This is a genomic window from Belliella alkalica (genome assembly GCF_022549785.1).
In the GTDB taxonomy this organism is placed as follows: Bacteria; Bacteroidota; Bacteroidia; order Cytophagales; family Cyclobacteriaceae; genus Belliella; species Belliella alkalica.
Genome location: NZ_JAKZGO010000013.1, coordinates 13,535 through 40,030 on the forward strand (window position 1 = coordinate 13,535; position 26,496 = coordinate 40,030).

Below are 26,496 nucleotides of genomic sequence, written 5' to 3' on the forward strand. Positions count from 1 at the left end.
ACAATAAAATCTAAATTCAATAAGAGGCTGAAAGCTTAAAAGCCTTCAGCTTCTTTTATAAAAAAAATAACCAAAACCATCATGGCAGCACTTATCACAGGTATTCACCATATCACGGCTATAGCCGGAAATCCTCAAAAAAATGTAGATTTCTACACAGGAATCCTTGGTTTGAGGCTTGTCAAAAAGACAATAAACTTTGATTCTCCAGATGTATATCATTTCTACTTCGGAGATGAACTTGGAACTCCTGGGACAGTCTTCACAACTTTCCCCTTTGATGGGGCAAGGAAGGGGACAAAAGGAACAGGAGAGATGACTTATACGGCATTTTCTGTATCAATCGACTCACTTGGATATTGGAAGGAAAGATTGGCAAAATACAATATTCCAACATCGGATGTTTTGACAAGATTTGGGGATAAGCTGATAAGGTTTGAGGATCATGATGGTATGGGAATAGAACTAGTGGCCAATAATAATGATTCTAGAAGTGGATGGACTTATGGATTTATTCCAAAAGAACACGTCATTAAAGGATTTTATGGTGCGACTCTCAACCTCAAAGCAAAAGAACTTACAGAAAAGTTGCTCACCCAATTTATGGATTATAAGTTCTTAGCAGAGGAAGAGGGTCGCTACCGTTATGGCACGGAAGGCAAGCCTGGCGACATTGTAGATATTGTTATAGACAAAAATGGTCGTCAAGGAGTACAGAGTGCAGGAACCATTCACCATATCGCTTTCAGGACAGCGAATTCAGCGACGCAATTGGAGGTTCAACAAATCCTAATCAATAATGGCTATCATGTGACGGAAGTAAAAGATAGAAACTATTTTACATCCATTTACTTCAGGGAGCCGGGAGGAGTTTTGTTTGAAATAGCAACCGATGAACCTGGTTTTGCCATTGATGAAGATGAAGCACATTTGGGAGAATTACTCAAATTGCCTGATTGGGCAGAAGTTCACAGAGATAAAATCGAACCGAAATTGGCCAAAGTACAATTAAACGTAGAGAAATATGTCTGAAATAAAGAGGACTGGAACTACACTTGATAAAGCTAAAAAAGTTGCAATAATGCTTCACGGCAGAGGAGCATCGGCTGATAGTATTATAGGACTTCAGAATTACCTTGATTTGGAAGATTTTGCGATATTGGCACCGCAAGCAGTTGGGAATACTTGGTATCCGTATAGCTTTATGGCTCCCGATCAAAACAACGAGCCTTCATTGACGCATGCTTTGCACGAAGTAGAAGAATTGGTAGAAGAAGTTACTTCAGCTGGAATTTCATCTGATCAAATCTATTTTATAGGATTTTCGCAAGGCGCATGTCTTTCATTGGAGTATGCATCTAGAAATGCCAAAAAATATGGAGGGGTAATAGCTTTCACGGGAGGTTTGATTGGAGAAAAAATCAACAGATCAAAGTATTTAGGTACATTCTCAGGAACACCAATTTTCATAGGTTCTAGCCATAAAGATATGCACGTACCTTTATCTAGGATCGAAGAATCGATAGAGATCATGGAAAAAATGGGAGCTGCCACCAAAACATTGATCTTTCAAGATACAAACCATACAATTCGACAGGAAGAGATTGATTGGGTAAATGTCAATATCCTATCAAAAAAATAATATTTGTTTCTTATTATTATGAAAAATAGCCAGCGGAATCGTTGGCTTTTTTTGTTATATAACAATGATGCTTTTTGAAAAGAATCATGTAAATTTCTATTGGGAAAAGTTAAATTTCTCTGTAAACCAAGAGCATTTACGATGTTTTCCTTTTAAATCATCATTCCTATGAAGAAGCATTTGTTATTAATATTAGGCCTAGCGGGAGCTTTTGCGCTTGGATATGTTTCCAATTATTTCGTATTTGAAGAAAATAGACCAAGAATAGTAGAAACAAATCTAAAACCAGAAAAAATGAAACTAGGTGCATTTTCCATCAGTTTGAGTGTGAAAGATCTCAAAACTTCAAAAGAGTTTTATGAGAAACTAGGATTTACAGCATTTGCAGGAGATTTTGACAAAAATTATTTAATCATGAAAAATGAAAACTCCCTGATCGGGCTATTTCAGGGGATGTTTGAAAATAATATTTTGACATTCAATCCAGGTTGGGATGAAAATGCCCAAGAAATCAACGAGTTTGATGATATAAGAGAAATACAAAGCCATTTAAAGAAAAATGATGTTTCATTATCATCAGAGGTAGATCAAAACACTAAAGGGCCTGGCAGTATTATGTTGACGGATCCTGATGGCAATATGATTTTAATTGATCAGCATAGATAGGCAAGTTGCCCCCCAAGGTATGTGTCCTCACGGACCTTTTTCTAAAGTATATTCTGATAATGTTATTTGCCTTAATATAATGGTTTCTGGAGGCACAAGCCGTGGTTGGGCACAAGATATTAAGACGACAAGAAGGCCTTCAGTTAAACACAAAAAAAGGAGCTCTGCAAAACAGAACTCCTTTTACAATAATTAAGGCAAATCAATTTAAAATCCTAATCGATAGAAAGCGTCACTCCATTTTACTTCGTTTTGGAGTTGTCTTAAGTTTGTTTCTTTATCGATTATAATATTTTCCAAACCTGCGATTTTTGCAAAGTCAGTCAGATGCTCAGTTGTCAAACTTTGGCTAAAGCATGTGTGGTGCGCGCCTCCGGCATATATCCAACCTGCACAGCCAGTGTTCATGTCAGGAAGCGGTTTCCACATTACTCTCGCCACAGGGAGTTTCGGAAGGGCTTGAGGCACTTCTACTGCTTCCACTTCATTGACTACAAGCCTGAATCTATTTCCCATATCCACCAAAGAGGCGTTTAGTGAAGCACCAGGCTTGCCGTTGAATACCAATCTAACAGGATCTTCTTTTCCACCTATTCCGAGCGGATGTACTTCACAGGTAGGCTTTCCATTCGCCAAAACAGGATCTACTTCCAGCATGTGGGCACCAAGAACCATGCTGTTGCTTGGATCAAAATGATAAGTATAGTCTTCCATGAAAGCATTTCCACCCTCAAGCCCTGTTCCCATTACTTTCATGGCTCTTACCAAAGCGGCAGTTTTCCAATCACCTTCACCTGCGTAGCCATAGCCTTCTGCCATCAATCTCTGTGTAGCGATACCAGGTAATTGCTTCATTCCATGAAGATCTTCAAATGTATTTGTGAAGCCTTTGAAACCTCCATCTTTCAAAAATTTGCGCATGCCTATTTCAATCTGGGCAGCATCGATGAGAGAAGCTCTTTTTGCTCCATTTGCTTTTAAGTTGTCAGCAAGGGTATAAGTAGCTTCATATTCCTCGATAAGTGCTTTGATTTCAGACTCAGATGCAGCATTGATGAGTTGTACCAAATCACCTACGGCAAAAGTGTTCACAGCAAATCCAAACTTCAATTCAGCTTCTACCTTATCGCCTTCAGTTACAGCCACATTTCGCATGTTGTCTCCAAATCTTGCGAATTTGGCTCCCTGCCAATCATTCCATCCAGAAGCAGCCCTTGCCCAGGTGTCTATCTGTGCTTTCACATTCGGATCTTGCCAATGACCAACCACTACTTTTCGCTCGATTTTCATTCTGGATACGATAAACCCAAATTCCCTGTCTCCATGGGCACTTTGGTTGAGGTTCATGAAATCCATATCAATTGTGTCCCAAGGGATATCTCTATTGAATTGGGTGTGGAGGTGAAGCATTGGTTTTTGAAGGATTTTCAATCCACCAATCCACATTTTGGCAGGCGAGAAAGTGTGCATCCAAGCGATCACACCAATACAATTGGTGTTTTGGTTTGCTTCTTGGCATACTGCATAGATTTCTTCTGTTGTTTTTACAGTAGGTTTGAATACTATACTGACACTTATATTTTCAGAATCATTGAGTTCTTTTGCAATAATTTGAGAATGCTCCGCTACTTGACGAAGGGTCTCTTCTCCATATAAATGCTGACTCCCTGTAAGGAACCATACTTCGTTTTGTTTAAGATTACTCATAAGTTTATATGATTTAAGGTTTGATATTTTACATCCAGAAGAAATAGTAGAGTAAGCCTACGATCAATACGATCCCGGCAGCTCCTAAATTGAATGGTGTTGCTGTATTGAAAAGCACAGGATCTACAGTCAATGACTTCGGATCTGCAGTTTTCATTTTCACATTAGTATATAGAATTACAGCAAGCATGATAAACATGGTCGCCATCATGAAAATGGACTCAAAACCGATATGCTCAAATTTATTGAAGAAAATTATTCCCAAAACTGTTGACAAAATCCCAAGTACAAAGAAGAAATAGGATGCTTTCAGGGATTTACTGCCTGTCCCATTCTCTTTGTATGCAGGATTTTGGTGGGTTTTCTTTTCAGTAAAACTTATCACAGAAGCAATTGCTACCAAAATGATAAATACATAGCCCATTCTCAATAAGAAAGGCATGTCAGGATACATTACTTTGAAGACAATTCCTGCAGGGATAGTGGCGATTGCTGTCCAAAGCGCCGCATTTCCTGTGATTTGTCTCCAGAATAAACCCATGCAGAATACAGCTACGACACCTGGATAAATATAGCCTGTATATTCTTGGATATATTGAAATACCTGATCCAATGAAGCCAATTGTGGTGCTACCAACATTGCAATCAATAAAGCTACTATAGCTACTAGTCTTCCTGATCTTACTAGTTGACTGTTGCTGGCTTCAGGTTTGAAATAGACTTTATAAATATCCATTGTGAAAATAGTCGAAGTGCTATTGATCATCGAAGCGAGTGAGGAAACTATAGCTGCTGCCAATGCAGCAAAAGCCAAACCTCGAATCCCAGCCGGAACAAAGTTTTTCAATAGCCAAGGGTATGCCTCGTCGGATTTGTTGATAGTTCCTATTTGTTCTATCGGTACATTCAGCATCATAGATAGCTCTTCAGGTGTTGATTTGTTGATCAATACCCAAGCAGCAATTCCTGGGATAACTACTAAAAGTGGGATAAGAATTTTTAGATAACCTGCGAAAATCAACCCTCGCTTAGCGTCTTCAATGCTTTTAGCAGCAAGTCCTTTTTGGATGATATACTGGTTGAAACCCCAATAGCCAATATTGGTCAGCCACATTCCTCCCAGTACTACTGCTACTCCAGGTAGATCTTGGAATGCATCTTTCAACCCTCCCACACCGTCAGGAATCATGATTTCTCCTTTCGGAACGACCATTATAAAATGTTCTCTTGCCCCTTCGTAAAGATTTGCCATACCAGCAAATACTCCAGCGCCATCACCTACAGCATCTAGAGCTAGGAAAGTAGTTACCAATCCACCAGCAATAAGCACAATGACTTGTACCACATCTGTCCAAGCTACAGCTTCAAGTCCACCGTAGATAGAATAGATTCCTGAAAACACCAAAAGTCCAATAATGCCGTACTGTAGAGGGACCCCCATGATTTTCTCTAGTGCTAAAGCTCCCAAATAACTCACTGAGGTAAGATTTACAAATACATAAACAAGAAGCCAGAAAACCGCAAAAGCAGTACTTACTCGCTTGTCAAATCTTGATTGTAGAAATTGCGGCATGGTATAAATGCCGTTTTTGATAAATACAGGTAAAAAGTATTTTGCGACAATGATTAAGGTAATTGCAGCAATCCATTCATAAGCGGCTATGCCAAGTCCAATTGCAAATCCAGAGCCCGAAGTACCTATGAAGTGTTCAGCGGAGATGTTTGCAGCTATTAGGGAAGCACCCACTGCCCACCAGGTCAATGATTTGTCTGCAAGGAAATATTCTTGTGCTGTTTTTTGAACACCTGTTTTGGATCTTGATACCCAAAGTCCAACAGCTACTATGACAACCGCATAGACCGAAAAAACAATGTAATCTAAAGTAGAGAAACCAGCTTCCATAATTAGAGTCTGAAGTTTAGAGGGTTTAAATGTTAATTTTACACTATGAATTGCTTAAATCAGCAATTAAGTGTCATATTTACACCTAAAATTTGAATAAAAAAAATATGGAGTGAAAAATTTATTCCACTCCAGCAGGGATTTCATTTCTTGGGATAAAATTATGGATGTTGGTGAAGTTCTCCTTATAATGATCTTCGTCCAAAGAATAATAAAAAGCACCTTTTTTTGAGCTAGATTTATCTTTGTCGTTTTCTTTTTTCAATAGCTTCGTAGAAAGGACTTTACGGGTAAAGTTTCTTTTGTCAATCTTGGTGTCGTAAAGACCTTCATACATAGCTTGAAGCTGTGGTAAGGTGAATTTCTCTGGAAGCAATTCGAACAAAATAGGGTGGAAAGCAGCTTTATACCTAAGTTTTGTAAGAGCTATTTCAACCATTTCTTTGTGATCAAAAATAAGGTTTGGCAATTCTTTTATAGAATACCATCGTGCATGAAAATCGTCATTGATTTGGGTCTGATATTTTTCTATATCAATTAAAGCAACATAAGCCACAGCGATGACTCTCTCTATCGGGTCTCGATCAGGTTGGCTGAATGCTTGCATCTCCTCCATGTACACATCATGAAGCCCTGTCAATTGCTTTAATATTCTTTCTGCAGCTTCGTCTAGAGACTCATCAGGTTGCACAAACCCACCCATTAAGCTCCATTTTTCTTTTTCTGGAGCAAATCCACGCTGGATAAGAAGGAGTTTGTAATCTGTCCCGTCAAATCCAAATATGATACAGTCTACAGCTACTAACAACCTTGTTTGGTTTGAATACTTCATATTAAAAAAACGTTTGCTTGGTTTAAGTTTTGAATCACTTGGAAATTTACTCAAATTATTTTTATAAATCCAATATATACACTTAATGTTGAGGTATTCACGTTTTGATTTTTTTGAGTGATAGGCATTGAGTGATTCTAATTATCTGATCATTTTATATTACTAATATGAATTTAGCTAGTTATTTAGCCCTTTTTATTTTAATAGTGTAAAAAAGACAATTAATATTTGTGAGTTTAAAATTTATTCTCTAATATTCGACTGTAATAGCGGATAGACAGCTTGAAGCTTGTTCAATAATCTTCAGAAATACAGTTGGTTAGCATTGTTTTTCAAAGAAATTCCTCTATTACAATCTTATTTTACTTATTTGAAAAATAATAAACCCTAAATTTTATGAACCTAAAAAGTTTACAATTGAAGATAGCTTTGCTTCTTTTATTAGGTGTAAATTTTACATTTAATCAGAGTTTCGCAAATTCTATCGAAAAGTATGATGCAGTATCAAGCGAGAATGCTGCAGAAATTTCCGTTAGAGGTGTTGTTGTATCAGGAACAGATCAGCAACCTATCCCTGGCGTGACAGTTTTGATAAAAGGAACCTCAAGAGGTGTTGCTACCGAGCTTGATGGTTCCTTTTCTATTTCTGTACCTGACCAAAGTTCTACATTGGTTTTTTCATTTGTAGGATACACCAGTCAAGAAGTTACTGTTGGAAATCAGTCCATCATTAATGTGACACTTCAGGAAGACATCAACAATCTTGACGAAGTTATTGTGGTGGGATATGGTACTCAAAAGAAATCAGACATTACAGGTGCTATTTCTGTTGTCAACACAGACGAAATCAAGAAATTCTCTACCAATGATGTAGCCCAAATGCTACAGGGTAGGGTTTCTGGTGTTCAGGTTACTTCAGATGGTCAGCCTGGTGCATTTCCAAGTGTAAGAATTAGAGGGATCTCTACTTTTGGAAATGGTCAGCCTCTTTATGTTATTGATGGAGTTCCGGTTGGCACTACGCCAAGGGATTTTAATCCCAATGATGTTGAGACGATGCAAGTACTTAAGGATGCTTCTGCAGGTGCGATCTATGGTTCCCGTGCGGCGAATGGTGTTGTAATCATCACGACCAAACAAGGAAAGAAAAATTCTCCGCTGAAAGTGGAATACAATACGTATGTAGGTGTTGACCAGGTTTGGCAAAGAATCCCTGTCTTGGGCAGACAAGATTATCAAATGATCATCAACGAAGTTCAAAGAAATGGGAATCAACCGCTAGTTCCGGCAAATGACCCAAATAATCCAAGGTTTATCTCTGATATAGATACTGATTGGCAGCAGGAAGGTTTGAAAAATGGTTTTAGACAAAATCATAATTTAAACTTCTCTGGTGGTGGTGAGTACACTCAATATAATGCCTCCTTGGATTATTTTGAAAATAGAGGAACACTTGTCGGAAATGGCCCTAACTATGAAAGGTATTCGATGAGAATGAATACACTTTCTGAAAAAGGAAGATTGAAAGTTGGGACTTCTCTTTACTATACGCATTCTTATGAAGATGCGCTTACATTTAGACCAGATGTATTGGCAGGAAATAGACCGCCACTAATCGCGGATTTGGTGCAGGCCATCCCTACTATGCCAATTTTTGATTCAAATAACCTCGGAGGTTATGGTGGTACAGAAGCTGATTTGCAAAGAGCTATTTCATTAAATGTAATTGGTGTCAATAATATGTTCACGGCCAATTCAACAGTTGATCGGACTTTTGCTACAGCTTTTGGTGAATATCAGTTATTAGATCTTGATAACCATAAATTATCCTATAAGTTGAATTTGAACTATGACAGGACACATGTAAGGGATTTGGCATATCTTCCTGCATTTAGACTTGGGTTTTTCTTCAATGACGGAACATCAAGAATGGATGATGGACATAGAATCTTGTCTACAGGATTGATAGAAAATACAGTCAATTATAAAGGTACTTTTGGTAAACATAACCTTGACGTCTTGGCAGGTCAGATGTATCAAGAATCAGGAGTTATCAATAGAAATGGCTATTCTGAAGGAATAGATATTAATTTCCCAGTTTTGGATAATGGAGTGAATAAGCAAGCTTCAGGTTCTGAGTTCAGAAATGCAATTGCTTCTTTGTTGGCAAGGGTGAATTATAACTATGATGATAGATATTTGCTAACAGCGACTATAAGAAGAGATGGCTCTTCTAAGTTTTCTCCAACAAACAGATTTGGTAATTTCCCTTCATTAGCATTGGGCTGGAATATACATAATGAATCATTCATTACCCTTCCATCCTTTATTTCTGACCTGAAATTACGAGCAAGTTACGGTCAGTTGGGTAATGCCAATATTGGTGATTACTTATACTTTGCCACAATCAATCCTAACGTTTTGTACAACTTTGGAGGAGATGTAGTCAGAGGGTCTATTCAGACACAGCAAGTAGATCCAAATATCAAATGGGAGACAAGAACGACTTCAAACATCGGTTTTGATGGAGCGCTATTTGATGGAAAAATCGAATTCACAGCAGAATATTACAGAAGTACCACTACAGATATCCTTGTTTCAGTGCCAATTCCGGCATCGACAGGCGCTGCAGGTAGTCCAGTAGTAAACGCAGGAAGTTTGAGAAATCAAGGTTTTGAATTTCAGTTGACTTATAGAAAAATGGCAGGAGATTTCACATTTGACCTCTCTGCAAATGCTACTACACTTAAAAATGAAGTGCTAGCCTTAGGAGGTGATAATCAGCCAATATTTGGTGCAGGAGCTAGAACTATCGTAGGTCTTCCTATTGGTCATCACTTTGGACATAAAGCGATTGGTATTTTCCAATCCCAAGAAGAAATCGACAACCACGCCTTTCAAAGTGCTGGGACAGCACCAGGTGATATCAAATTCGAAGACATCAATGGTGATGGGGTAATAGACTTTGCCGGTGATAGGGTTAACCTTGGTAGTGGTTTACCAACTGTATATTATGGTTTGAATTTTACTGGAGCTTACAAAAACTTTGACTTCACAATTTTTGCTTCAGGAGCCGGTGGATATTTGATCAACAGTAGACAATACAGAGATATCATGTTGACAATGGATTTCACAAACCGTCATGAAGATATTCTTCAGAGATGGACTCCGGAAAATCCAAGCAACGTTTGGCCAAGATTGGTAGCTGGTGATCCAAATCAAAACCAAAGAGATTCAGATAGAAAAGGTTGGTTACAAGATGGAACACACCTTAGGATTCAGACAGTTTCTGTTGGATACAAAATTCCAAGAGTAACTGGATTCATGACCAAATTCCAATCTGCGAGAGTATATGCTTCTGTTCAGAATCCATTTACTTTCCAAGCTTATAAGGGTTACAATCCTGATTTTACTTCAGGTGTATTCAATCCAGGATTTGATTTTGGATCATTCCCAAGACCGCGAACGATGATGTTGGGTCTTCAAGTTTCATTTTAATTGCGAGTAGTACAACCAAAATAATCTAATCATGAAAAAAAATATATATTCCCTTTTGGCTGGAGTAATGTTGGCAAGTGCTGGCTGCGAGTCAAGATTGGATCTCAATAATCCTAATATCCCTACTACAGGGACTTTCTGGCAGTCAGAAGCTGACGCAGTTGCTGCTGTGAATTCAATTTACAACAGTTTGATGATTGATGGGACCTACATGAGAATGTTTCCATCATTGATGGATGGAAGAGCTGATGATATACAAGGTGATAGTCCATGGCCAGATTTGATGTTAGTAGCGAATTTCACGATCCCTACCACTTCTGGACCCGTAGCATGGGTGTGGGAAGCACATTACCAAATGGTCTGGAGAGCCAATCAAGTATTGGCAAATGTTCCTTCAATCGAAATGGATCAAGATCTCAAAAACAGAGTGTTGGGCCAAGCTTATTTCTTAAGAGGACTAGCATATTTTAACTTGGCTAATTTCTATAAGGAAGTGCCTTTGATTACAACCTTGCCTGCTGATAGATCTGAATTTTATCCTGCTTCAGCATCAGAAGAGGATATTTGGAATCAGATTATTTCAGATTTTACTGAAGCTAAAACTAATCTTCCTGTAAACTATCAAAATGTAAATGGTCCCGATAGAGGGAATGTGGGGAGAGCTACTAGTGGTGCAGCTACGGGAATGTTAGGAAAAGCGTTGGTGTATAGAAAAAGATGGGCAGAAGCTACGCAGCAATTCGCAGAATTAGTTGGAGGGCAACATGGACCATATAGATTGATGGAAAATTATAGAGACAATTTCGACCCAAGAACAGAGAACAACGCAGAATCTTTATTTGAAGTACAATTTGCAACGCCAGCAGAAGTAGGTGGTTCTGAATTGAATTGGGGTGGTAACCCAAACGCAAACTGGACTCAAGTATCAGCTCAAGCAGTGACTTATGCAGCTAGAGGTTATGGTTTCAACGATTTCCTGCCAACTCGGACTTTGTATGACGACTTTCACAAAGAACTTACAGTTGAGGGGAGAAAGGATCCTAGACTTTTGGCAACAATAGCATCCTTTGAACCTACAGAAAATAGTACAAGATTGTACAATGACGAGTGGCCTTATTCTCCAAATGAAATCTATCCAAGAAAGTATACCAATGACGGATTTGGACCTTCGGTAGAAGATCAATTTCGTTCTGGGATCAACTTCCGTATTTTAAGATACGCAGATATTTTGATGCTTCATGCAGAAGCATTGAATGAATTGGGAAGAACTGCGGAAGCTTACGGATTTATCCAACAAGTACGAAATAGAGCGAAGCTTCCTGATTTGGCTACTGTCAAGCCAGGTATGTCACAAGCTGAGATGAGAGATCAAATAGCTCACGAAAGGTTCTTGGAATTTGCGATTGAAGGACAGAGAATCAATGATTTGGTTAGATGGGGTTGGTTTGAAGATCCAGCCAAACTTGCTTTCTTGAGAAGTAGAGATTCAGAGTTCAACACCTTCACTCCAGGGAATCAATGGTTGCCAATTCCACAAGGCGAATTGGATAACAACCCGAACCTTTCTCAAAACAGTGCAAATAATTAATAGGGTAAATAGTTTGTAAAAGCGGGTTCGAGGCTCAAACCTCGGACCTTGCCTTTATCATATTTGCCTTATATAAAATTCATAAACCTATTAGTCTATTTTGGAAAATGGAAGAAAGCGAGATCAATAGGATAAGAGCTTTTCTTTCTTTTCCATTTTATAACATTTACAGTTTCGGAAATATGGCTTCAGATTGATGAAGAAAGTTTTAACCTAACATGTATGAAATAAAGGTCATTTTGTGATCATTCATCCTAATAAACAAGACCCAAAATGAAAAATTCACTATTGACATTATTGGCTTTTTTGATCTCCCTCACTACTTGGTCGCAAGACCAAGAATATAGTACAGTAATCCCTGTTCATGATCCTGTTATGATCAAAGAAGGAGATACTTTTTACCTTTTTAGTACAGGGCGTGGGATCGCTGTCTGGTCTTCTCCAGATATGAAAAAATGGAAAAGAGAAGAAGCTGTTTTTCCTGAGCCTCCAACTTGGGCTACTGATGTAGCAGCGGACTTCAAAAATCATATATGGGCACCAGATATTACTTTTCACGAAGGAGAGTATTTCTTGTATTATTCTGTTTCTTCTTTTGCGAAAAATACCTCTGCCATTGGTTTGGTAAAAAATAAGACATTGAATCCTGATTCTCCCGATTTCAAATGGGAGGATCAAGGAATCGTAATCCAATCAGTTCCTGGAAGAGATCTTTGGAATGCGATAGATCCAAACTTGGTCTTTGATGAGGAAGGTACACCTTGGTTGAATTATGGGTCTTTTTGGAATGGTATGAAGCTAGTCAGGCTAGGAGATGATTTGAAGACCGTTCAAAACGGACCTGACGATTGGTACACTATTTCAAGAAGAGAACGGTCATTCGAATTGGATGATAGAAATCCTGGAGACGGTGCTGTTGAAGCTCCGTTTATTTTCAAGAAAGATGGATACTACTATTTGTTTGTGTCATTTGATTATTGTTGTAGGGGTGTAAATAGTACCTACAAAATGGTAGTAGGAAGATCGAAAGAAGTTCAAGGCCCATACTTTGACCGAGATGGTGTGAGCATGTTTGAGGGTGGGGGAACTTTAGTGCTTGAAGGCGATAAAGACTGGCATGGTGTAGGCCACAATTCAGCATATGAATTTGGAGGGACAGACTATTTGATTTTCCATGGTTATGATGCCAAAGACAATGGTCGCTCCAAGTTATTGATTCGTGAAATGAATTGGGATAGCGAAGGTTGGCCTATAGTAAGTTTAGAAAACTAAGATATTGAAATAAAATAAACCCTAATGATGAAATTAAAAACAATTACTTCAGCACTAGCATTGGGAGTGGCAGTCTTCGGGATTTCTCAAGATGCCCTGTCTCAAAATGCAAGGATCAAAATTGATCTAGATCGAAAGATTGGAGAAGTTGACAAGAAGATTTATGGAAATTTTGTGGAACACCTCGGGAGGTGTGTATATGGAGGAATCTACGATCCAGGTAATCCACTGTCAGACGAAAATGGATTTAGATTGGATGTACTTGAGGCTGTTCAAGGTTTGAACGTCACTCTGACTAGGTATCCTGGAGGAAATTTTGTTTCCAATTACAACTGGTTGGATGGTGTTGGACCCAAAGAGGACAGACCTTCTCGATTAGAGCTCGCTTGGAATAGACTAGAATCCAACCAATTTGGGACAAATGAATTTATGGATTATGCAAAATTGATGGATACAGAGCCTTATTTTGCAGTTAATCTTGGTACAGGAACGATCCAAGAAGCCCAACATTGGGTGGAATATACCAATGTGGAGTCAGGTCCTTATTATGCTGAACTTAGGAAAAAGCACGGATATGAAAAGCCCCATAAAATCACCTATTGGGGTTTGGGAAATGAAATGGATGGTCCATGGCAAATGGGTCATTTGAATGCAGAAGACTATGCAAAAAAAGCTAGAGAAGCGGGTAAATTGATGAAGCTTACAGATCCATCAATTAAGTTGGTAGCAGCTGGATCTTCTAATTTCTATCCTGGGGCAAATCCTATGGCTTGGAACAAGACTGTGATTGATGAACTGAAAAATGTAGTCGATTACCTTGCCCTTCACATGTATGTAGGGAATGTCGATGACAATTATTATGCTTTTGTAGCATCTCCATTGGTATTGGAAGAAAGGACTAAACTTGTATCTGGCATTATCGACGAAGCAATGTCAAGAGCAGATCGAGGTGATAGGGATCCGATTTATATTGCCTGGGATGAATACAATATTTGGTATCGATGGAGATCTTCTGAAACAATGTCAGGAGATATAGCACTAGAAGAAAGATACAATCTTGAAGATGCTTTGGTAATTTCATCTTTTTTGAATGCATTTATCAGAAATGCTGATGTGGTAAAAATCGCAAACATGGCTCAACTTGTCAATGTAATAGCTCCGATTTTCACGAATGAAGAAGGCCTTTTCTTGCAGACAATTTATCATCCTTTGGCTTTGTTTGCACAGCATGCTCATGGTACTTCTTTGGATGTATTTGTGGATTCTGAAAAATACAATACTGGAAGTTTTGCTCTTGGACTTGGAGAGCAAAAGGCAGATTTGAAAGATGTGCCATACTTGGATGTTTCAGCCACAGTATTGGGTGACGAACTGATTATTAATGTGGTCAATAGACATAAGGACAAGGCAATTACAACTGACATTCTTGCTATAGAAGGTGAATTTACAGGTGATTTTGAAGTCTATGAAGTGAATGGTCCTGATATAAAATCAATGAATGACTTTGGTGTGACGAATGTGGAAACTAAAGCAAAGTCTCTAAAAGGAAAAGGTGAGAAGGTGACTTATGCATTTCCTGCGCATTCCTTTACAATGATCAAGGCAAAAATTAAGCAATAACAAATATTAAACATGAAGACTATGAAGTTCAAGTCCCCATTTTATTTTGTTCTCAGCTTAATTGTTCTGAGTGGTTTATCAATTTCTTGTGATGGTAATTTAGAAGATAGGCCAGATGTGACCACTCCACCTCCTACTGGTGTAAACAACAACATTGTTGAAGGTATTCCTGTGCCACTATCCGAAATCCAGGATTTTTATGGACAGATATCCTCATTTCAGTTTGCTAATCAATGGGGTCCATACAATTCCCATGATCCTGCTGTAATCAAAGAAGGTGAATGGTTTTACAGTTTTGGGACAGATGTGGCATATGGACAGCCACTTTCAAGAGTAGGAATGCAGGTAAGAAGGTCTAGAGATTTAGTGACTTGGGAATTCAGAGGCTGGGCTACCAGTGGAAGACCACAACAAGGAGTAAATTATATTAGGCAAAATGGCGGTGAGCCTTTTGAAAATGTCTGGGCCCCTTATATTATCAAGATCGGAGAAGAATTTAGATTATATTATTCACAATCTTCCTCTATATTCAAACTAAGTGCAATTGGTCTTTTGACTTCTGATAATGTAGAAGGTCCTTGGGTAGAAAAAGGTCTTGTAGTGACTTCCAATACCAATATTCCTATGACAAATGCCATTGACCCTGCTGTTATAGTTGATAAGGATGGAAAGCATTGGATGTATTACGGGTCGGCTTTTGACGGCCTCTATGTGATGGAGCTAAATCCAGAAACGGGACTTGCAAAAACTAATAACGATAAAGGATTTAGGGTTGTTCAGAGAGGTTTTACTGGTAGTAGAATTAATGGAAATATAGAAGCTCCTGAAGTGATCTATAATGAAGCAACAGGCTTTTATTATATGTTCCTATCTTACGATTGGTTGGAATCCAAGTACAATATTCGTGTAGGAAGATCCACAAGTCCAACTGGTCCATTTTTGGATTTCAATGGTCTAGACATGAACGGAGAACAGGATAATGTACCTATGATCGTTGCTCCATATAAATTCCAAGATCATGCAGGTTGGCAGGGTGTAGCTCATAATGCTGTGTTTAGAGATGGGGATCAATTCTACATTGCACATCAGGGGAGGCCTACAGCTGACAAGTTTTACATGATCAAGCATGTCAGAAAATTATACTGGACAGAAGATGGATGGCCCGTAGCCTCACCTCAGCGATATGCAAACTTACCAATGAAAGATATCCAAAGAGATGATTTGGTTGGGACTTGGGAACAGATTATTCTGGGCTATAGAATAGTTCCAGGATATGCAGAAGAACAATTCCTGCCAGACCTTCAAGTATCTGCTGATCTTACTCTAAATGCAGATGGAAGTATTGGTAATGATTCTGGAAATGTTTGGACTTATGAAAAGCCATGGCTGACTCTTAATTATGGAAATGGTGCTTTCATAGATAAAGTCTATGTGGATAACGAGTATGATTGGGAGAAAAGAAAAGAAACCATAATTTATACTGGTTTAAATAATGAAGGAACGGCCATTTGGGCCAAAAAGAAATAGAAAACTATGCTCAGCACATTGAAACCTATCTACATTTTATTCATCATTTATATATGCTCATTATCAGCATCTGCGCAATCTGACAGAGTTCAGTTTTTTCCTTTGGACCAAGTGAAATTGCTTGATAGCCCTTTCAAACAAGCGCAGGAAGTGGATAAAAAGTATATTCTAGCAATGGATGTAGATAGGCTTCTTGCTCCATACATGAAAGATGCAGGGATAGAATGGAAAGCTGAGAATTACGGTAACTGGGAAAATACAGGGCTGGATGGGCACATTGGTGGACATTACCTTTCTGCACTGGCCATGATGTATGCTTCTACGGGGGATTCCGAGATCAAGAGTCGTTTAGATTATATGGTAGGGCAGCTGAATTTGGCTCAACAAAAAAATGGAAATGGCTACCTCGGTGGTGTGCCTAATGGTCAAAAGATCTGGAATGAAATAAAGGAAGGCAAGATCAAAGCCGGTGGATTCTCTCTCAACGACAGATGGGTCCCACTTTATAACATCCACAAGATTTATGCTGGGTTGAGAGATGCTTACTTAATCGGAGGCAATCAAGATGCAAGAGAAATGCTTATCAAGTTGTCTGATTGGTTTTATGAATTGACCCAGGATCTTTCAGTAGGACAGTTTCAGGAAATGCTTATCAGTGAACATGGGGGTATGAATGAAGTGTTCGCTGATGTAGCAGACATGACTGGTGACAAAAAATACTTGATCTTGGCGGAGAAAATGTCCCACAACATCATTTTGGATCCTTTGGCTAAGCAAGAAGATAATTTGACGGGAATGCATGCCAATACTCAGATCCCAAAAGTTATTGGGTTTCAAAGAATAGCCCAGCTTTCTGAAGAAAATAAGTGGAATAATTCTGCTACCTATTTTTGGGAAAATGTGGTTAATCAAAGGTCTGTTTCTATAGGTGGGAATAGCGTAAGGGAGCATTTTCACCCGAAAGATGATTTTTCATCTATGCTTTCTTCCGATCAAGGACCAGAAACTTGTAATACATACAACATGATGCGCCTTTCTGAAAAGCTGTTTGAAAGCAGTCCTGACAGAAAGTACATTGATTACTATGAAAGGGCATTGTTTAACCATATTCTTTCATCTCAGCATCCTGACAAAGGTGGCTTTGTCTATTTCACACCCATGCGTCCCAAGCATTACAGAGTGTATTCGCAGCCACATGAGAATTTTTGGTGCTGTGTAGGATCCGGTTTGGAGAATCACGCCAAATATGGTCAGGTTATATATGCACATAAAAATGATGACTTATTTGTCAATTTATTTATAGCTTCTGAATTGAACTGGGAAGAAAAGGATGTAAAACTGACTCAAGAAACAACTTTTCCTTATTCAGAAAATACTACCATAAAATTTGACCACAAAGGCAAAAAGAAATTCAACCTCAAAATCAGGTATCCAAATTGGGTCAAAGGAGGTGAAATGAAAGTGAAAGTCAATGGAAAAGATTTCCCTGTCACATTATCAAATGATGGATATGTTATCATCTCCAGAAAATGGAAATCCAAAGACCAAGTAAGTGTGTCCTTACCAATGCATACAAAAGTTGAATATTTGGCTGATGGGTCTCCATGGGCATCTTTCGTTCATGGACCAATGGTCTTGGCAGCGGAGTCTGGCACAGATGAGTTGAAAGGCTTATTTGCTGATGACAGCAGGATGGGACATGTTGCAATGGGGAAAATGTATCCGATCTTTCAGACTGATGTTTTGAAGAAGAAAGATCAAATTGTTTTGCCTACAAAAGCAAATGATGAATTTAAATTTTATTTGGCGAAAAACGACTTCCATGCCAACACTGAGTCAGTTAGCCTTATTCCTTTCTATACAATCCATGAAAGCCGCTATCAGGTCTATTGGCCTATCTTAAGTGAAGGTGAAGTCGAAAGCTTCAAAAATGATCTTCAATCAAAAGACGAATTGATATTGAAGCTCGAATCACTCACAATAGATAAAGTTGCTTCAGGTGAACAGCAGCCAGAATCTGAACATAATTTCAAAGCTGTAAGTAGCCTTACGGGTCAGGAAAATGGACTTTTTTGGAGAAGTACCAAATCCACTTTCCAATATGTTTTGAAAAATCCTGAAGAAGCCGCCAAAACATTGAGAGTTTCTTATTTGACTGGGAGTGATGGGAACCCTTTTAAGGTGGTGATCAACGGGACAACATTAGTCACTGAGAAATTTTCTCTAGAGGAAGCCAATAAACTAGTGGAAAGGGATTACGATCTTTCCAAGATTCAAGCTAAGGAAATCGAATTGAAGTTTGAAAGTATTGATGGTAAGGAGACAGAGAAAGTCCACTATATCAGGCTATTGAAATAAAACTGAACAAAAGAAAAATACATAAACCTATAATTATACAAACATGAAGACAAAAAGCTTAAAAGGGATAATGGTGCTAGCAGCAATGCTTGTTTCTTTCTTTTCCCTAGCTCAAAACCGCCTGATCGTCAATACGGATCAAGGAGATATCAAAATCAACAAGCATATATACGGACACTTTGCAGAACATTTGGGAAGAAGTATTTATGGTGGGATTTGGGTCGGTCCTGATTCTGATATCCCTAATGAAGATGGCTATAGAAAAGATGTAATGGAGGCTTTGATAAATCTGGAGATTCCAAATTTAAGGTGGCCAGGTGGATGTTTTGCTGATGAATATCACTGGACTGACGGGATTGGAGATCCTGCCGAAAGACCGAAAATGGTCAATACCCATTGGGGTGGCGTGACAGAGGATAATTCTTTTGGAACGCATGAATTTATGAATTTCGCCAAAAAAATCGGTACAGAACCTTATATCACAGGGAATGTAGGGAGTGGTTCTGTAGAGGAAATGTCCAAGTGGATCGAGTACATCAATTTTGATGGGGTGAGTCCAATGGCTGATTTGAGAAAAAGAAATGGTCAAGATGAGCCTTGGGGTATCAGATATTGGGGCGTTGGAAATGAAAGCTGGGGATGTGGAGGAAACATGACTCCAGAATACTATGCCAATGAATATAGAAGGTATGCTACGTATGCCAGAAATTATGGTGGCAACAGACTCTATAAAATTGCTGGTGGTGCAAACAACTGGGATTACAATTGGACAGAGGTCTTGATGAAAAATATCCCATTGAACATGATGGATGGATTGTCTCTGCATTATTACACAATAGCTGGTTCTTGGGAAAACAAAAAGTCTGCTACAGATTTTGACAAAGAAACTTATCTTGAAACTTTGAGAAAAGCAGCCTTTATAGATGAGTTGATCAAGCGTCATGGGACTATCATGGACAAATATGATCCTGAAAAGAGAATCGGAATGATCATTGACGAATGGGGAACTTGGTTTGAAGTGGAGCCGGGAACAAATCCAGGATTTCTTTATCAGCAAAATACGATGAGAGATGCACACGTCGCAGCCATCTCATTGAATATTTTTAATAAAAATGCTGACCGTGTGCACATGGCAAACATCGCTCAGACCGTCAATGTGCTCCAAGCAATTATTTTAACAAATGAAACAGACTTGATTTTGACGCCAACTTACCATGTTTTTGATCTATATAAGCCTCACAAGGATGCAACTTTGTTGTCACACGACTTGAAGTCTGAAGAGGTGAGTTTTGGAAAAGAAAAAATGGAAGCATTAAATGTGTCCACCTCCAGATCTGAAGATGGAACGGTAAATATCAGTATTGCCAACATCAATCCTGATAAGAAAATCGATCTTGACGTTGTGCTGAGAGGAATTGATGCAAAAAATATCACAGCTGAATACATTACAGCACCAGCCATCAACTCACACAATACTTTTGAAAACAAAGAAGTAGTGAAAAAAGCTGCTTTCAAAGATTTCAAGTTGAACAAAGAGAACCTTAAAGTTTCTGTTCCAGCGAATTCAATCATAATGCTAAGAGCAAAATAAGAGAATCAAAAACCAAGCACATGAATATGATAGTCCTAAAAATCCATTTTTCAACAAAGTCCTTGATATTGGCTGTCCTATTCATGTGCACTTTTGGCTGTTCCCAAAAGGAGCCGCAGACATCTTTTTCTAGCCCTGATAGCAAAACCAAGGTTGAAATCAACCTTGAAGATGGAAAACTATATTACGAATTGTTTTTTGATGGGGAAAAAGTCCTTGAATCGTCACAGTTAGGAATGGTTTGGGAAAATTTTGATTTTTCCCAAGGATTAGAATTGGTATCTGTATCGGATGCTAAAAAAGTAAAAGACAGTTATGATTTGATTCATGGCAAACAAAAAAGCCACGAATACAACGCAAATGAAACTACAATTGTCTTAAAGAATGTAGCAGGGAATCAGTTTCAAGTAGTTCTCAGCGTTTCTGACAATGGTCTTGCTTTCAAATATGTTTTCCCAGATTTGGGCCAAGAGCAAGTGGCCCTTTTGGAAGAAAAGACAACTTTTAATTTCAAAGCCTCAGCCAAAGCATGGATTCAACCTATGGCTGATCCAAAGTCAGGTTGGGAAAAAACCAATCCTTCTTATGAAGAGTCTTATCAAAAAGGAGTTTCTGTAGGTACGCCTTCTCCGATTGCTTCAGGGTGGATTTACCCAGCTTTATTTCAAACAGAAGATACTTGGTTGCTGCTTTCAGAAACTGGCATTCAACCAAATCATGCTGCGAGCAGATTGGCTCCAGATTCTCCAAATGGTGAATACAGAATCATTTATCCGTCGGAAAAAGAAAGGATTTTTGAAGGAAATGTACTTCCAACGGCAAGCGGTGAGTGGGAAAGTCCATGGAGGATTTTGGCTATTGGTAGCCTAAAAGATATAGTAGAATCCACTTTGGGAACTGACCTTGCTATTCCACAAAGAAGTGATTTGGATTTTGGTTTTGTCATTCCAGGTGCAGCTTCTTGGAGTTGGGCTTTGGGAAAAGATGAATCAATCTACTATGATATCCAAGAGAAACACATTGATTATGCTGCTGACATGAACTGGGAATACTGTTTGGTTGATGTGAATTGGGACACAAATATTGGCTATGACAAAATTGGGGAATTGGCAGCTTATGCGGAGAGTAAGTCGGTGGGTTTGTTATTGTGGTACAATTCAGCTGGTGATTGGAACACAACTCCTTACACCCCAAAAAGCCAATTGCTGACACGAGAGATGCGTATGTCAGAATTTCAAAAAATCAAAGATTTGGGAGTAAAAGGGGTGAAGATTGATTTTTTTGGTGGAGACGGGCAAAGTGTAATGCAGTATTACCACGATATTTTGGAAGATGCCGCAAAAGTAGGACTTATCGTGAATTTTCATGGGGCGACACTTCCTCGTGGTTGGCATAGAACCTACCCAAATTTGGTTACAGTTGAAGCTGTCAAAGGTTTTGAAATGATAACCTTTGAACAAGAGTTTGCTGATGAAGCACCTCGACACATGGCTATCTTGCCATTTACTAGAAATGTTTTTGATCCTATGGATTTCACACCAATGTCTTTGCATGAAATCCCTGGGATTGAAAGAAGGTCATCAAAAGGATTTGAATTGGCACTTTCTGTCTTGTTCTATTCAGGAGTGCAACATTTTGCTGAGTCTCCGGAAGGAATGGCTTTACAAGACCCTCAAGTAAAAGAATTTCTCAAGTCATTGCCATCTGCTTGGGATGAAGTGAAATTTGTAGATGGGTTTCCTGGGGATTTTGCAATAATGGCGAGAAGGAGTGGTGACAGTTGGTACTTAGCAGGCATCAATGCACAGGATAGTGCCAAAAAAGTAACACTTAACTTCCAGGAATTAGGTATTACTCCCAAAAATGCAACTTTAATTTCAGACGCTGATGATCAATCTTGGAAAGTAGAAGACCTAGCGAATGATGAGCAAGTTGAATTTGATATGAAAGCAAATGGAGGCTTTGTACTCTACTTTAAGAACTAGAAAAAAATATGTGAAGTGAAATCGAGTATGAAAAAATATCACAAATAGTGATTTCCCAATAAATATTGGGGAAAGCCATGCGAGATTTTATGTGACTAATGAAAAAATAAAATATAAACACATGAATGATAATTATGTAATTGGTCTAGATTATGGCTCTGATTCTGTCAGGGCTGTTTTGGTGAATACAGCTGACGGTAATTGTTTGGCTAGCCATGTCTATTGGTATCCAAGATGGAAAGCCGGAAAATACTGTGATCCCGTTTCCAATAGATTTAGACAGCATCCTTTGGACCACCTTGAAGGTTTAGAAGAGACAATCAAGGGAGTCTTAGCAAAAGCTGATATTGATAAATCACAAGTAAAGGCAATCTGTGTAGATACCACAGGATCATCACCTATGCCGGTCGATGAAAAAGGTCAATCTTTGGCATTAAAGCCGGAATTTGCAGAAAACCCTAACGCCATGATGGTCATTTGGAAAGACCATACAGCTATCAAAGAAGCTGATGAAATAAATGAAGTAGCAAGAACCTGGGGAGGAGAGGATTTTACAAAGTATGAAGGAGGAATCTATTCCTCGGAATGGTTTTGGGCAAAAATTCTACATGTGGTAAGAGAAGATGAAGCGGTGAAAAATGCTGCATATTCTTGGATGGAACATTGTGATTTTATCACAGCACAGTTGATAGGTAATACAGATCCTTTGACATTCAAAAGGAGCAGGTGCGCCGCAGGTCACAAAGCGCTATGGCATGAAAGCTGGGGTGGGCTACCACCAAAAGAATTCTTGGGTAAGTTTGATCCATATCTGGCAGAGGTGAAAGATAGACTTTATTCTGATACTTTTACTTCTGATGAAGCCGCTGGAAATTTAAGTAAAGAATGGGCTGAGAAATTGGGTTTGTCTGAGGATACTGTTATCGCAGTTGGGACCTTTGATGCCCATGCAGGTGCTGTTGGTGGTGAGATTACGGAAAACACACTGATCAAAGTGATGGGAACATCGACTTGTGACATAATGGTGACGAACAAAGAAACACTTGGTGATAAATTGATTCCAGGCATTTGCGGTCAAGTAGATGGCTCTGTGATTCCTGGCACTATTGGACTAGAAGCTGGGCAGTCTGGATTCGGAGATGTTTTGGCATGGTTCAAAAGTTTGGTGATAAAGCCATCCATAGCGTTGATTGAGAATTCTGACCATATCACTCAGGAGCAAAAAGATAACTTGATAGCAGAAATTGAAGATAGAATCATCGTCAAGCTTTCAGAGGATGCGCTTAAAATCCCAGTATCTGAATCAACAATTGTGGCCCTTGATTGGATCAATGGTAGAAGAACCCCCGATGCCAATCAGGCATTGAAAGGTGCTATCAGAAACCTAAATATGGGTTCTGATGCCGCTAGAGTATTCAAGTCATTGGTAGAAGCGATTAGTTTTGGATCAAAGAGCATTGTCGACAGGTTCCGTCAGGAAGGTGTGCAGATAGATGCTGTAATTGGTCTAGGTGGAGTCGCCAAAAAGTCAACATTAGTAATGCAGACTTTGGCAGATGTGTTGAACATGCCGATCAAGGTAGCTACTTCAGAACAAGCCCCTGCCTTAGGTGCAGCCATGTATGCTGCCGTAGCCGCTGGTATCCATCCCAACACCGAAGCTGCTATCAAAGCGATGAGCAATGGCTTTGACAAAGTATATGAACCAATCCCAGCAAATGTCCCTGTTTACGCGAAATTGTATGCTGAGTATGTGGAATTTGGCAAGCTTATAGAAGGGGAGTAAATTTAGATTTTACAGGGTAGATTTTAGATTAGCAAATGTAGATTGTGTATTTTTATGTTACTTTCTACATTTTTCATTTCTAATTTTTACAATATGCAAAATCAAATTAAACAAAGGACGAAGAGATTTGCTCTTGAGGTAATTGACATTGTTGATTCTCTTCCAAATTCAGCATCAGCAAAGATCATATCTTACCAACTTGCTAAATCATCTACTTCAGTTGGGGCTAACTACAGAGCAGTATGTAGAGCTAGAAGTGACAAAGAGTTTATTTCAAAGCTACAAATCGTATTGGAGGAAGCAGATGAAAGTGGTTATTGGTTGGAATTAATTCAAGCTAAAGGTTGGGTCGATGTTTCTAAACAACTTCAAGAAGCGAATGAACTAACAGCAATCTTTGTTTCAAGCCTAAAAACGGTCAAAAACAGATTGAATTCTAATAACAAAAAAGACAATAATCGTTTTGAATAATTTTAGAATGTAGATTTTAAATCTTAGATCTAAAATCTACAATCTACATTCTACATTCTACAATCTAAAATCTAAAATAAAATCATGTATAAAGAACTAAAACAAGCCTGTTACGAGGCAAACATGCAACTGCCACAATTGGATTTGGTGGTCTATACGTTTGGAAATGTCAGTCAAGTGGATAGGGAAAATGGCGTATTTGCCATCAAACCGAGCGGTGTGCCTTATGAAGAATTGAAAGTTGAGGATATTGTAATTGTCGATTTTGATGCAAAAGTTGTGGAAGGCAATATGCGACCTTCTTCGGATACGAAAACCCATGCATTTCTTTACAAACATTGGGAACATATTGGTGGAATCTGCCACACACACTCTACCTATGCAGTGTCTTGGGCGCAGGCTATCATGGATGTTCCTAATTTTGGGACTACACATGCTGATCACTTGACAGCAGATATACCTTGTGCACCTCCCATGTCTAATGAATTGATCGAAGGAGACTACGAATACAATACAGGTCAGCAGATTTTAGACTGTTTTGCAGAAAAAAATCTAAGCCCAAAAGAAGTGGAAATGATTCTTGTAGGTAGTCATGGCCCATTTGCCTGGGGAAAAGATGCATCAAAAGCTGTTTACAACAGTAAAGTGCTTGAAGAGGTGGCAAAAATGGCTTACCTTACACTACAAATCAACCCAAATGCATTAAGACTTAAAGACGCATTGATCAAAAAGCACTATAAGCGTAAACATGGTAAAGATGCCTATTATGGTCAAGGCTGCTAAAAACCCAAACCTATGAAAAAAACAAATTTTAAATCAGCTGCTCTATTGCTGTCAGCTTTCCTGATTGGAATGTATAGTTGTTCTGCTCCAAAATCTGAGGAAAAGGTAGAAGAAACTAAGGAAATCAAATTCAAAGTCAATGTGCAGCAAGTGCCTGTAGGTGAGCACAGTGCCAAAGTATTTCATTTGGAAAATGGAAACGGTATGGAGGTGGAAATTTCCAGCTTCGGTGCTGTTGTTTCCAAATTGATGGTTCCTGACAAAGATGGGAAATCCGAAAATATCGTTCTTGGTTACGAATCGATTGATGGTTATGACACCAATGATTATTATCTAGGAGCCACAGCTGGAAGATATGCGAACAGAATTGCAAAAGGCAAGTTTGAAATCGATGGTACAAGCTATCAATTAACGACCAATGATGGAAATAACCATCTGCACGGTGGGGAATTTGGATTTAATCGGAAAAACTGGGATGCTGAATTTATTGAAGGGGAAGAGTCTATGAAAGTCAAACTAACCTACAGCAGTCCTGATGGAGAAGAAGGCTATCCAGGGAAATTGGTTTCAACTGTAATTTATGAACTGACGGAGGATAATAAACTTTTGATCAGTTTTGAAGCAGAGACAGATAAACCAACTATTGTAAATCTTACGCATCATGGGTACTTCAACTTAAGTGCAATGAAAGAAGATATCTTGGGACATGAGCTGAAAATCAATGCTGCCAAATATACTCCCGTTGATGATGAACTGATCCCGACAGGTGAGCTGAAAGAAGTCAAAGGAACACCTTTCGATTTCAATACTCCGACTGCAATTGGCGAAAGGATTTCAGAAATTGAGGGAGGATACGACCACAATTATGTAGTAAAAGAACAGCATGATGGACAAATGTCCAAGATGGCTGAGCTATATCATGCAGGTTCAGGAAGATTAATGGAGTTGTATGCAGATTCTCCAGCGGTACAGTTTTATTCAGGGAATTTTCTTGATGGAAAATTGACCACCAAAGGTGTCACTTACTCCCAATACATGGGCCTGTGCTTAGAACCACAAACTTTCCCAAATGCTCCAAACGAGCCTTCTTTCCCTTCAGCAAGACTAAATCCAGGAGAGAAATATAGCCACAAGATTGAATTACATTTTGGTGTTAAATAAATTTAGATTTAAAAAGGTAGATTTTAGATTGGATATAATACCAACCTTAGATCTACCTTTTTTTTTGTTGATCACCTCTTTTTATGGATAGAATGATTTTAGTCCT

General features: G+C 38.7%; 18 protein-coding genes. 15 read left to right on the forward strand and 3 right to left on the reverse strand.

The features are described 5' to 3' along the window. The first annotated feature begins 81 nt into the window (after positions 1-81). The 3 genes from MM213_RS14610 (at position 82) to MM213_RS14620 (ending at position 2,308) form a co-directional block, all read left to right on the forward strand. Positions 82-1,032: a ring-cleaving dioxygenase gene (locus MM213_RS14610; RefSeq protein WP_241413428.1), complete on the forward strand. Its 951-nt coding sequence runs from the start codon at positions 82-84 to the stop codon at positions 1,030-1,032. Next, positions 1,025-1,642 carry an alpha/beta hydrolase gene (locus tag MM213_RS14615; RefSeq protein WP_241413429.1) on the forward strand — a complete coding sequence of 206 codons (618 nt, stop codon included), beginning with the start codon at positions 1,025-1,027 and terminating at the stop codon, positions 1,640-1,642. The genes MM213_RS14610 and MM213_RS14615 overlap by 8 nt, the downstream gene beginning before the upstream one ends. 168 nt (positions 1,643-1,810) lie before the next feature. Further along, positions 1,811-2,308, forward strand: coding sequence for a VOC family protein (locus MM213_RS14620; RefSeq protein WP_369413938.1), 498 nt, complete (start codon positions 1,811-1,813; stop codon positions 2,306-2,308). A gap of 207 nt (positions 2,309-2,515) precedes the next feature. On the opposite strand, the gene araA is transcribed toward MM213_RS14620, so the two are convergent. The 3 genes from araA to MM213_RS14635 all read right to left on the reverse strand — a co-directional run bounded on the left by araA (position 2,516) and on the right by MM213_RS14635 (position 6,750). Next, positions 2,516-4,015: an L-arabinose isomerase gene (gene araA, locus MM213_RS14625; protein ID WP_241413430.1), complete on the reverse strand. Its 1,500-nt coding sequence runs from the start codon at positions 4,013-4,015 to the stop codon at positions 2,516-2,518. Between the two features lie 28 nt (positions 4,016-4,043). Further along, positions 4,044-5,918 carry a sodium/sugar symporter gene (locus MM213_RS14630; protein ID WP_241413431.1) on the reverse strand — a complete coding sequence of 625 codons (1,875 nt, stop codon included), beginning with the start codon at positions 5,916-5,918 and terminating at the stop codon, positions 4,044-4,046. Between the two features lie 121 nt (positions 5,919-6,039). Continuing rightward, the gene (locus tag MM213_RS14635) at positions 6,040-6,750 is read right to left on the reverse strand and encodes an NUDIX hydrolase (protein WP_241413432.1); all 711 of its coding nucleotides are present in this window, start codon (positions 6,748-6,750) and stop codon (positions 6,040-6,042) included. A gap of 396 nt (positions 6,751-7,146) precedes the next feature. Here MM213_RS14635 and MM213_RS14640 point away from each other — a divergent pair, with 396 nt between their 5' ends. The 12 genes from MM213_RS14640 to MM213_RS14695 all read left to right on the forward strand — a co-directional run bounded on the left by MM213_RS14640 (position 7,147) and on the right by MM213_RS14695 (position 26,390). Next, entirely contained in the window at positions 7,147-10,248 is a 3,102-nt protein-coding gene (locus MM213_RS14640; protein WP_241413433.1) for a SusC/RagA family TonB-linked outer membrane protein, read from the forward strand. Between the two features lie 31 nt (positions 10,249-10,279). Then, on the forward strand, positions 10,280-11,836 hold the full coding sequence (locus MM213_RS14645) for a RagB/SusD family nutrient uptake outer membrane protein (RefSeq protein ID WP_241413436.1): 1,557 nt from the start codon (positions 10,280-10,282) through the stop codon (positions 11,834-11,836). A gap of 273 nt (positions 11,837-12,109) precedes the next feature. Beyond that, the gene (locus MM213_RS14650; RefSeq protein ID WP_241413438.1) at positions 12,110-13,108 is read left to right on the forward strand and encodes an arabinan endo-1,5-alpha-L-arabinosidase; all 999 of its coding nucleotides are present in this window, start codon (positions 12,110-12,112) and stop codon (positions 13,106-13,108) included. A gap of 24 nt (positions 13,109-13,132) precedes the next feature. Continuing rightward, positions 13,133-14,728 carry an alpha-N-arabinofuranosidase gene (locus MM213_RS14655; RefSeq protein WP_241413440.1) on the forward strand — a complete coding sequence of 532 codons (1,596 nt, stop codon included), beginning with the start codon at positions 13,133-13,135 and terminating at the stop codon, positions 14,726-14,728. Between the two features lie 21 nt (positions 14,729-14,749). Continuing rightward, a complete protein-coding gene (locus tag MM213_RS14660) occupies positions 14,750-16,255 on the forward strand; it encodes an arabinan endo-1,5-alpha-L-arabinosidase (protein ID WP_241413446.1) in 1,506 nt (501 codons plus the stop codon). A gap of 6 nt (positions 16,256-16,261) precedes the next feature. Beyond that, the gene (locus MM213_RS14665; protein WP_241413447.1) at positions 16,262-18,613 is read left to right on the forward strand and encodes a glycoside hydrolase family 127 protein; all 2,352 of its coding nucleotides are present in this window, start codon (positions 16,262-16,264) and stop codon (positions 18,611-18,613) included. A gap of 43 nt (positions 18,614-18,656) precedes the next feature. Further along, the gene (locus MM213_RS14670) at positions 18,657-20,204 is read left to right on the forward strand and encodes an alpha-N-arabinofuranosidase (RefSeq protein ID WP_305037289.1); all 1,548 of its coding nucleotides are present in this window, start codon (positions 18,657-18,659) and stop codon (positions 20,202-20,204) included. 20 nt (positions 20,205-20,224) lie between these two features. Then, positions 20,225-22,189, forward strand: a complete 1,965-nt coding sequence (locus MM213_RS14675; RefSeq protein WP_241413449.1) for a glycoside hydrolase family 97 protein — start codon at positions 20,225-20,227, stop codon at positions 22,187-22,189. Positions 22,190-22,310: 121 nt separating this feature from the next. Beyond that, positions 22,311-23,975: a ribulokinase gene (locus MM213_RS14680; protein ID WP_241413451.1), complete on the forward strand. Its 1,665-nt coding sequence runs from the start codon at positions 22,311-22,313 to the stop codon at positions 23,973-23,975. A 93-nt stretch (positions 23,976-24,068) separates the two neighbouring features. Continuing rightward, positions 24,069-24,446 carry a four helix bundle protein gene (locus MM213_RS14685; RefSeq protein WP_241413453.1) on the forward strand — a complete coding sequence of 126 codons (378 nt, stop codon included), beginning with the start codon at positions 24,069-24,071 and terminating at the stop codon, positions 24,444-24,446. 84 nt (positions 24,447-24,530) lie between these two features. Further along, positions 24,531-25,229, forward strand: a complete 699-nt coding sequence (locus MM213_RS14690) for an L-ribulose-5-phosphate 4-epimerase (RefSeq protein WP_241413455.1) — start codon at positions 24,531-24,533, stop codon at positions 25,227-25,229. A gap of 12 nt (positions 25,230-25,241) precedes the next feature. Beyond that, positions 25,242-26,390, forward strand: coding sequence for an aldose epimerase family protein (locus MM213_RS14695; protein WP_241413457.1), 1,149 nt, complete (start codon positions 25,242-25,244; stop codon positions 26,388-26,390). Positions 26,391-26,496: the final 106 nt, after the last annotated feature.

Excerpts from the sequence above, each read along its gene's own strand:
- MM213_RS14615 (WP_241413429.1), top strand. The coding sequence starts at position 1,025 with ATGTCTGAAATAAAGAGGACTGGAACTACACTTGATAAAGCTAAAAAA.
- MM213_RS14670 (WP_305037289.1), top strand. The coding sequence starts at position 18,657 with ATGAAGACAAAAAGCTTAAAAGGGATAATGGTGCTAGCAGCAATGCTT.
- MM213_RS14665 (WP_241413447.1), top strand. The coding sequence starts at position 16,262 with ATGCTCAGCACATTGAAACCTATCTACATTTTATTCATCATTTATATA.
- MM213_RS14675 (WP_241413449.1), top strand. The coding sequence starts at position 20,225 with ATGAATATGATAGTCCTAAAAATCCATTTTTCAACAAAGTCCTTGATA.
- MM213_RS14635 (WP_241413432.1), bottom strand. The coding sequence starts at position 6,750 with ATGAAGTATTCAAACCAAACAAGGTTGTTAGTAGCTGTAGACTGTATC.
- MM213_RS14680 (WP_241413451.1), top strand. The coding sequence starts at position 22,311 with ATGAATGATAATTATGTAATTGGTCTAGATTATGGCTCTGATTCTGTC.
- MM213_RS14685 (WP_241413453.1), top strand. The coding sequence starts at position 24,069 with ATGCAAAATCAAATTAAACAAAGGACGAAGAGATTTGCTCTTGAGGTA.
- MM213_RS14695 (WP_241413457.1), top strand. The coding sequence starts at position 25,242 with ATGAAAAAAACAAATTTTAAATCAGCTGCTCTATTGCTGTCAGCTTTC.
- MM213_RS14660 (WP_241413446.1), top strand. The coding sequence starts at position 14,750 with ATGAAGTTCAAGTCCCCATTTTATTTTGTTCTCAGCTTAATTGTTCTG.
- MM213_RS14690 (WP_241413455.1), top strand. The coding sequence starts at position 24,531 with ATGTATAAAGAACTAAAACAAGCCTGTTACGAGGCAAACATGCAACTG.
- MM213_RS14655 (WP_241413440.1), top strand. The coding sequence starts at position 13,133 with ATGATGAAATTAAAAACAATTACTTCAGCACTAGCATTGGGAGTGGCA.
- MM213_RS14645 (WP_241413436.1), top strand. The coding sequence starts at position 10,280 with ATGAAAAAAAATATATATTCCCTTTTGGCTGGAGTAATGTTGGCAAGT.
- araA (WP_241413430.1), bottom strand. The coding sequence starts at position 4,015 with ATGAGTAATCTTAAACAAAACGAAGTATGGTTCCTTACAGGGAGTCAG.
- MM213_RS14620 (WP_369413938.1), top strand. The coding sequence starts at position 1,811 with ATGAAGAAGCATTTGTTATTAATATTAGGCCTAGCGGGAGCTTTTGCG.
- MM213_RS14610 (WP_241413428.1), top strand. The coding sequence starts at position 82 with ATGGCAGCACTTATCACAGGTATTCACCATATCACGGCTATAGCCGGA.
- MM213_RS14650 (WP_241413438.1), top strand. The coding sequence starts at position 12,110 with ATGAAAAATTCACTATTGACATTATTGGCTTTTTTGATCTCCCTCACT.
- MM213_RS14640 (WP_241413433.1), top strand. The coding sequence starts at position 7,147 with ATGAACCTAAAAAGTTTACAATTGAAGATAGCTTTGCTTCTTTTATTA.
- MM213_RS14630 (WP_241413431.1), bottom strand. The coding sequence starts at position 5,918 with ATGGAAGCTGGTTTCTCTACTTTAGATTACATTGTTTTTTCGGTCTAT.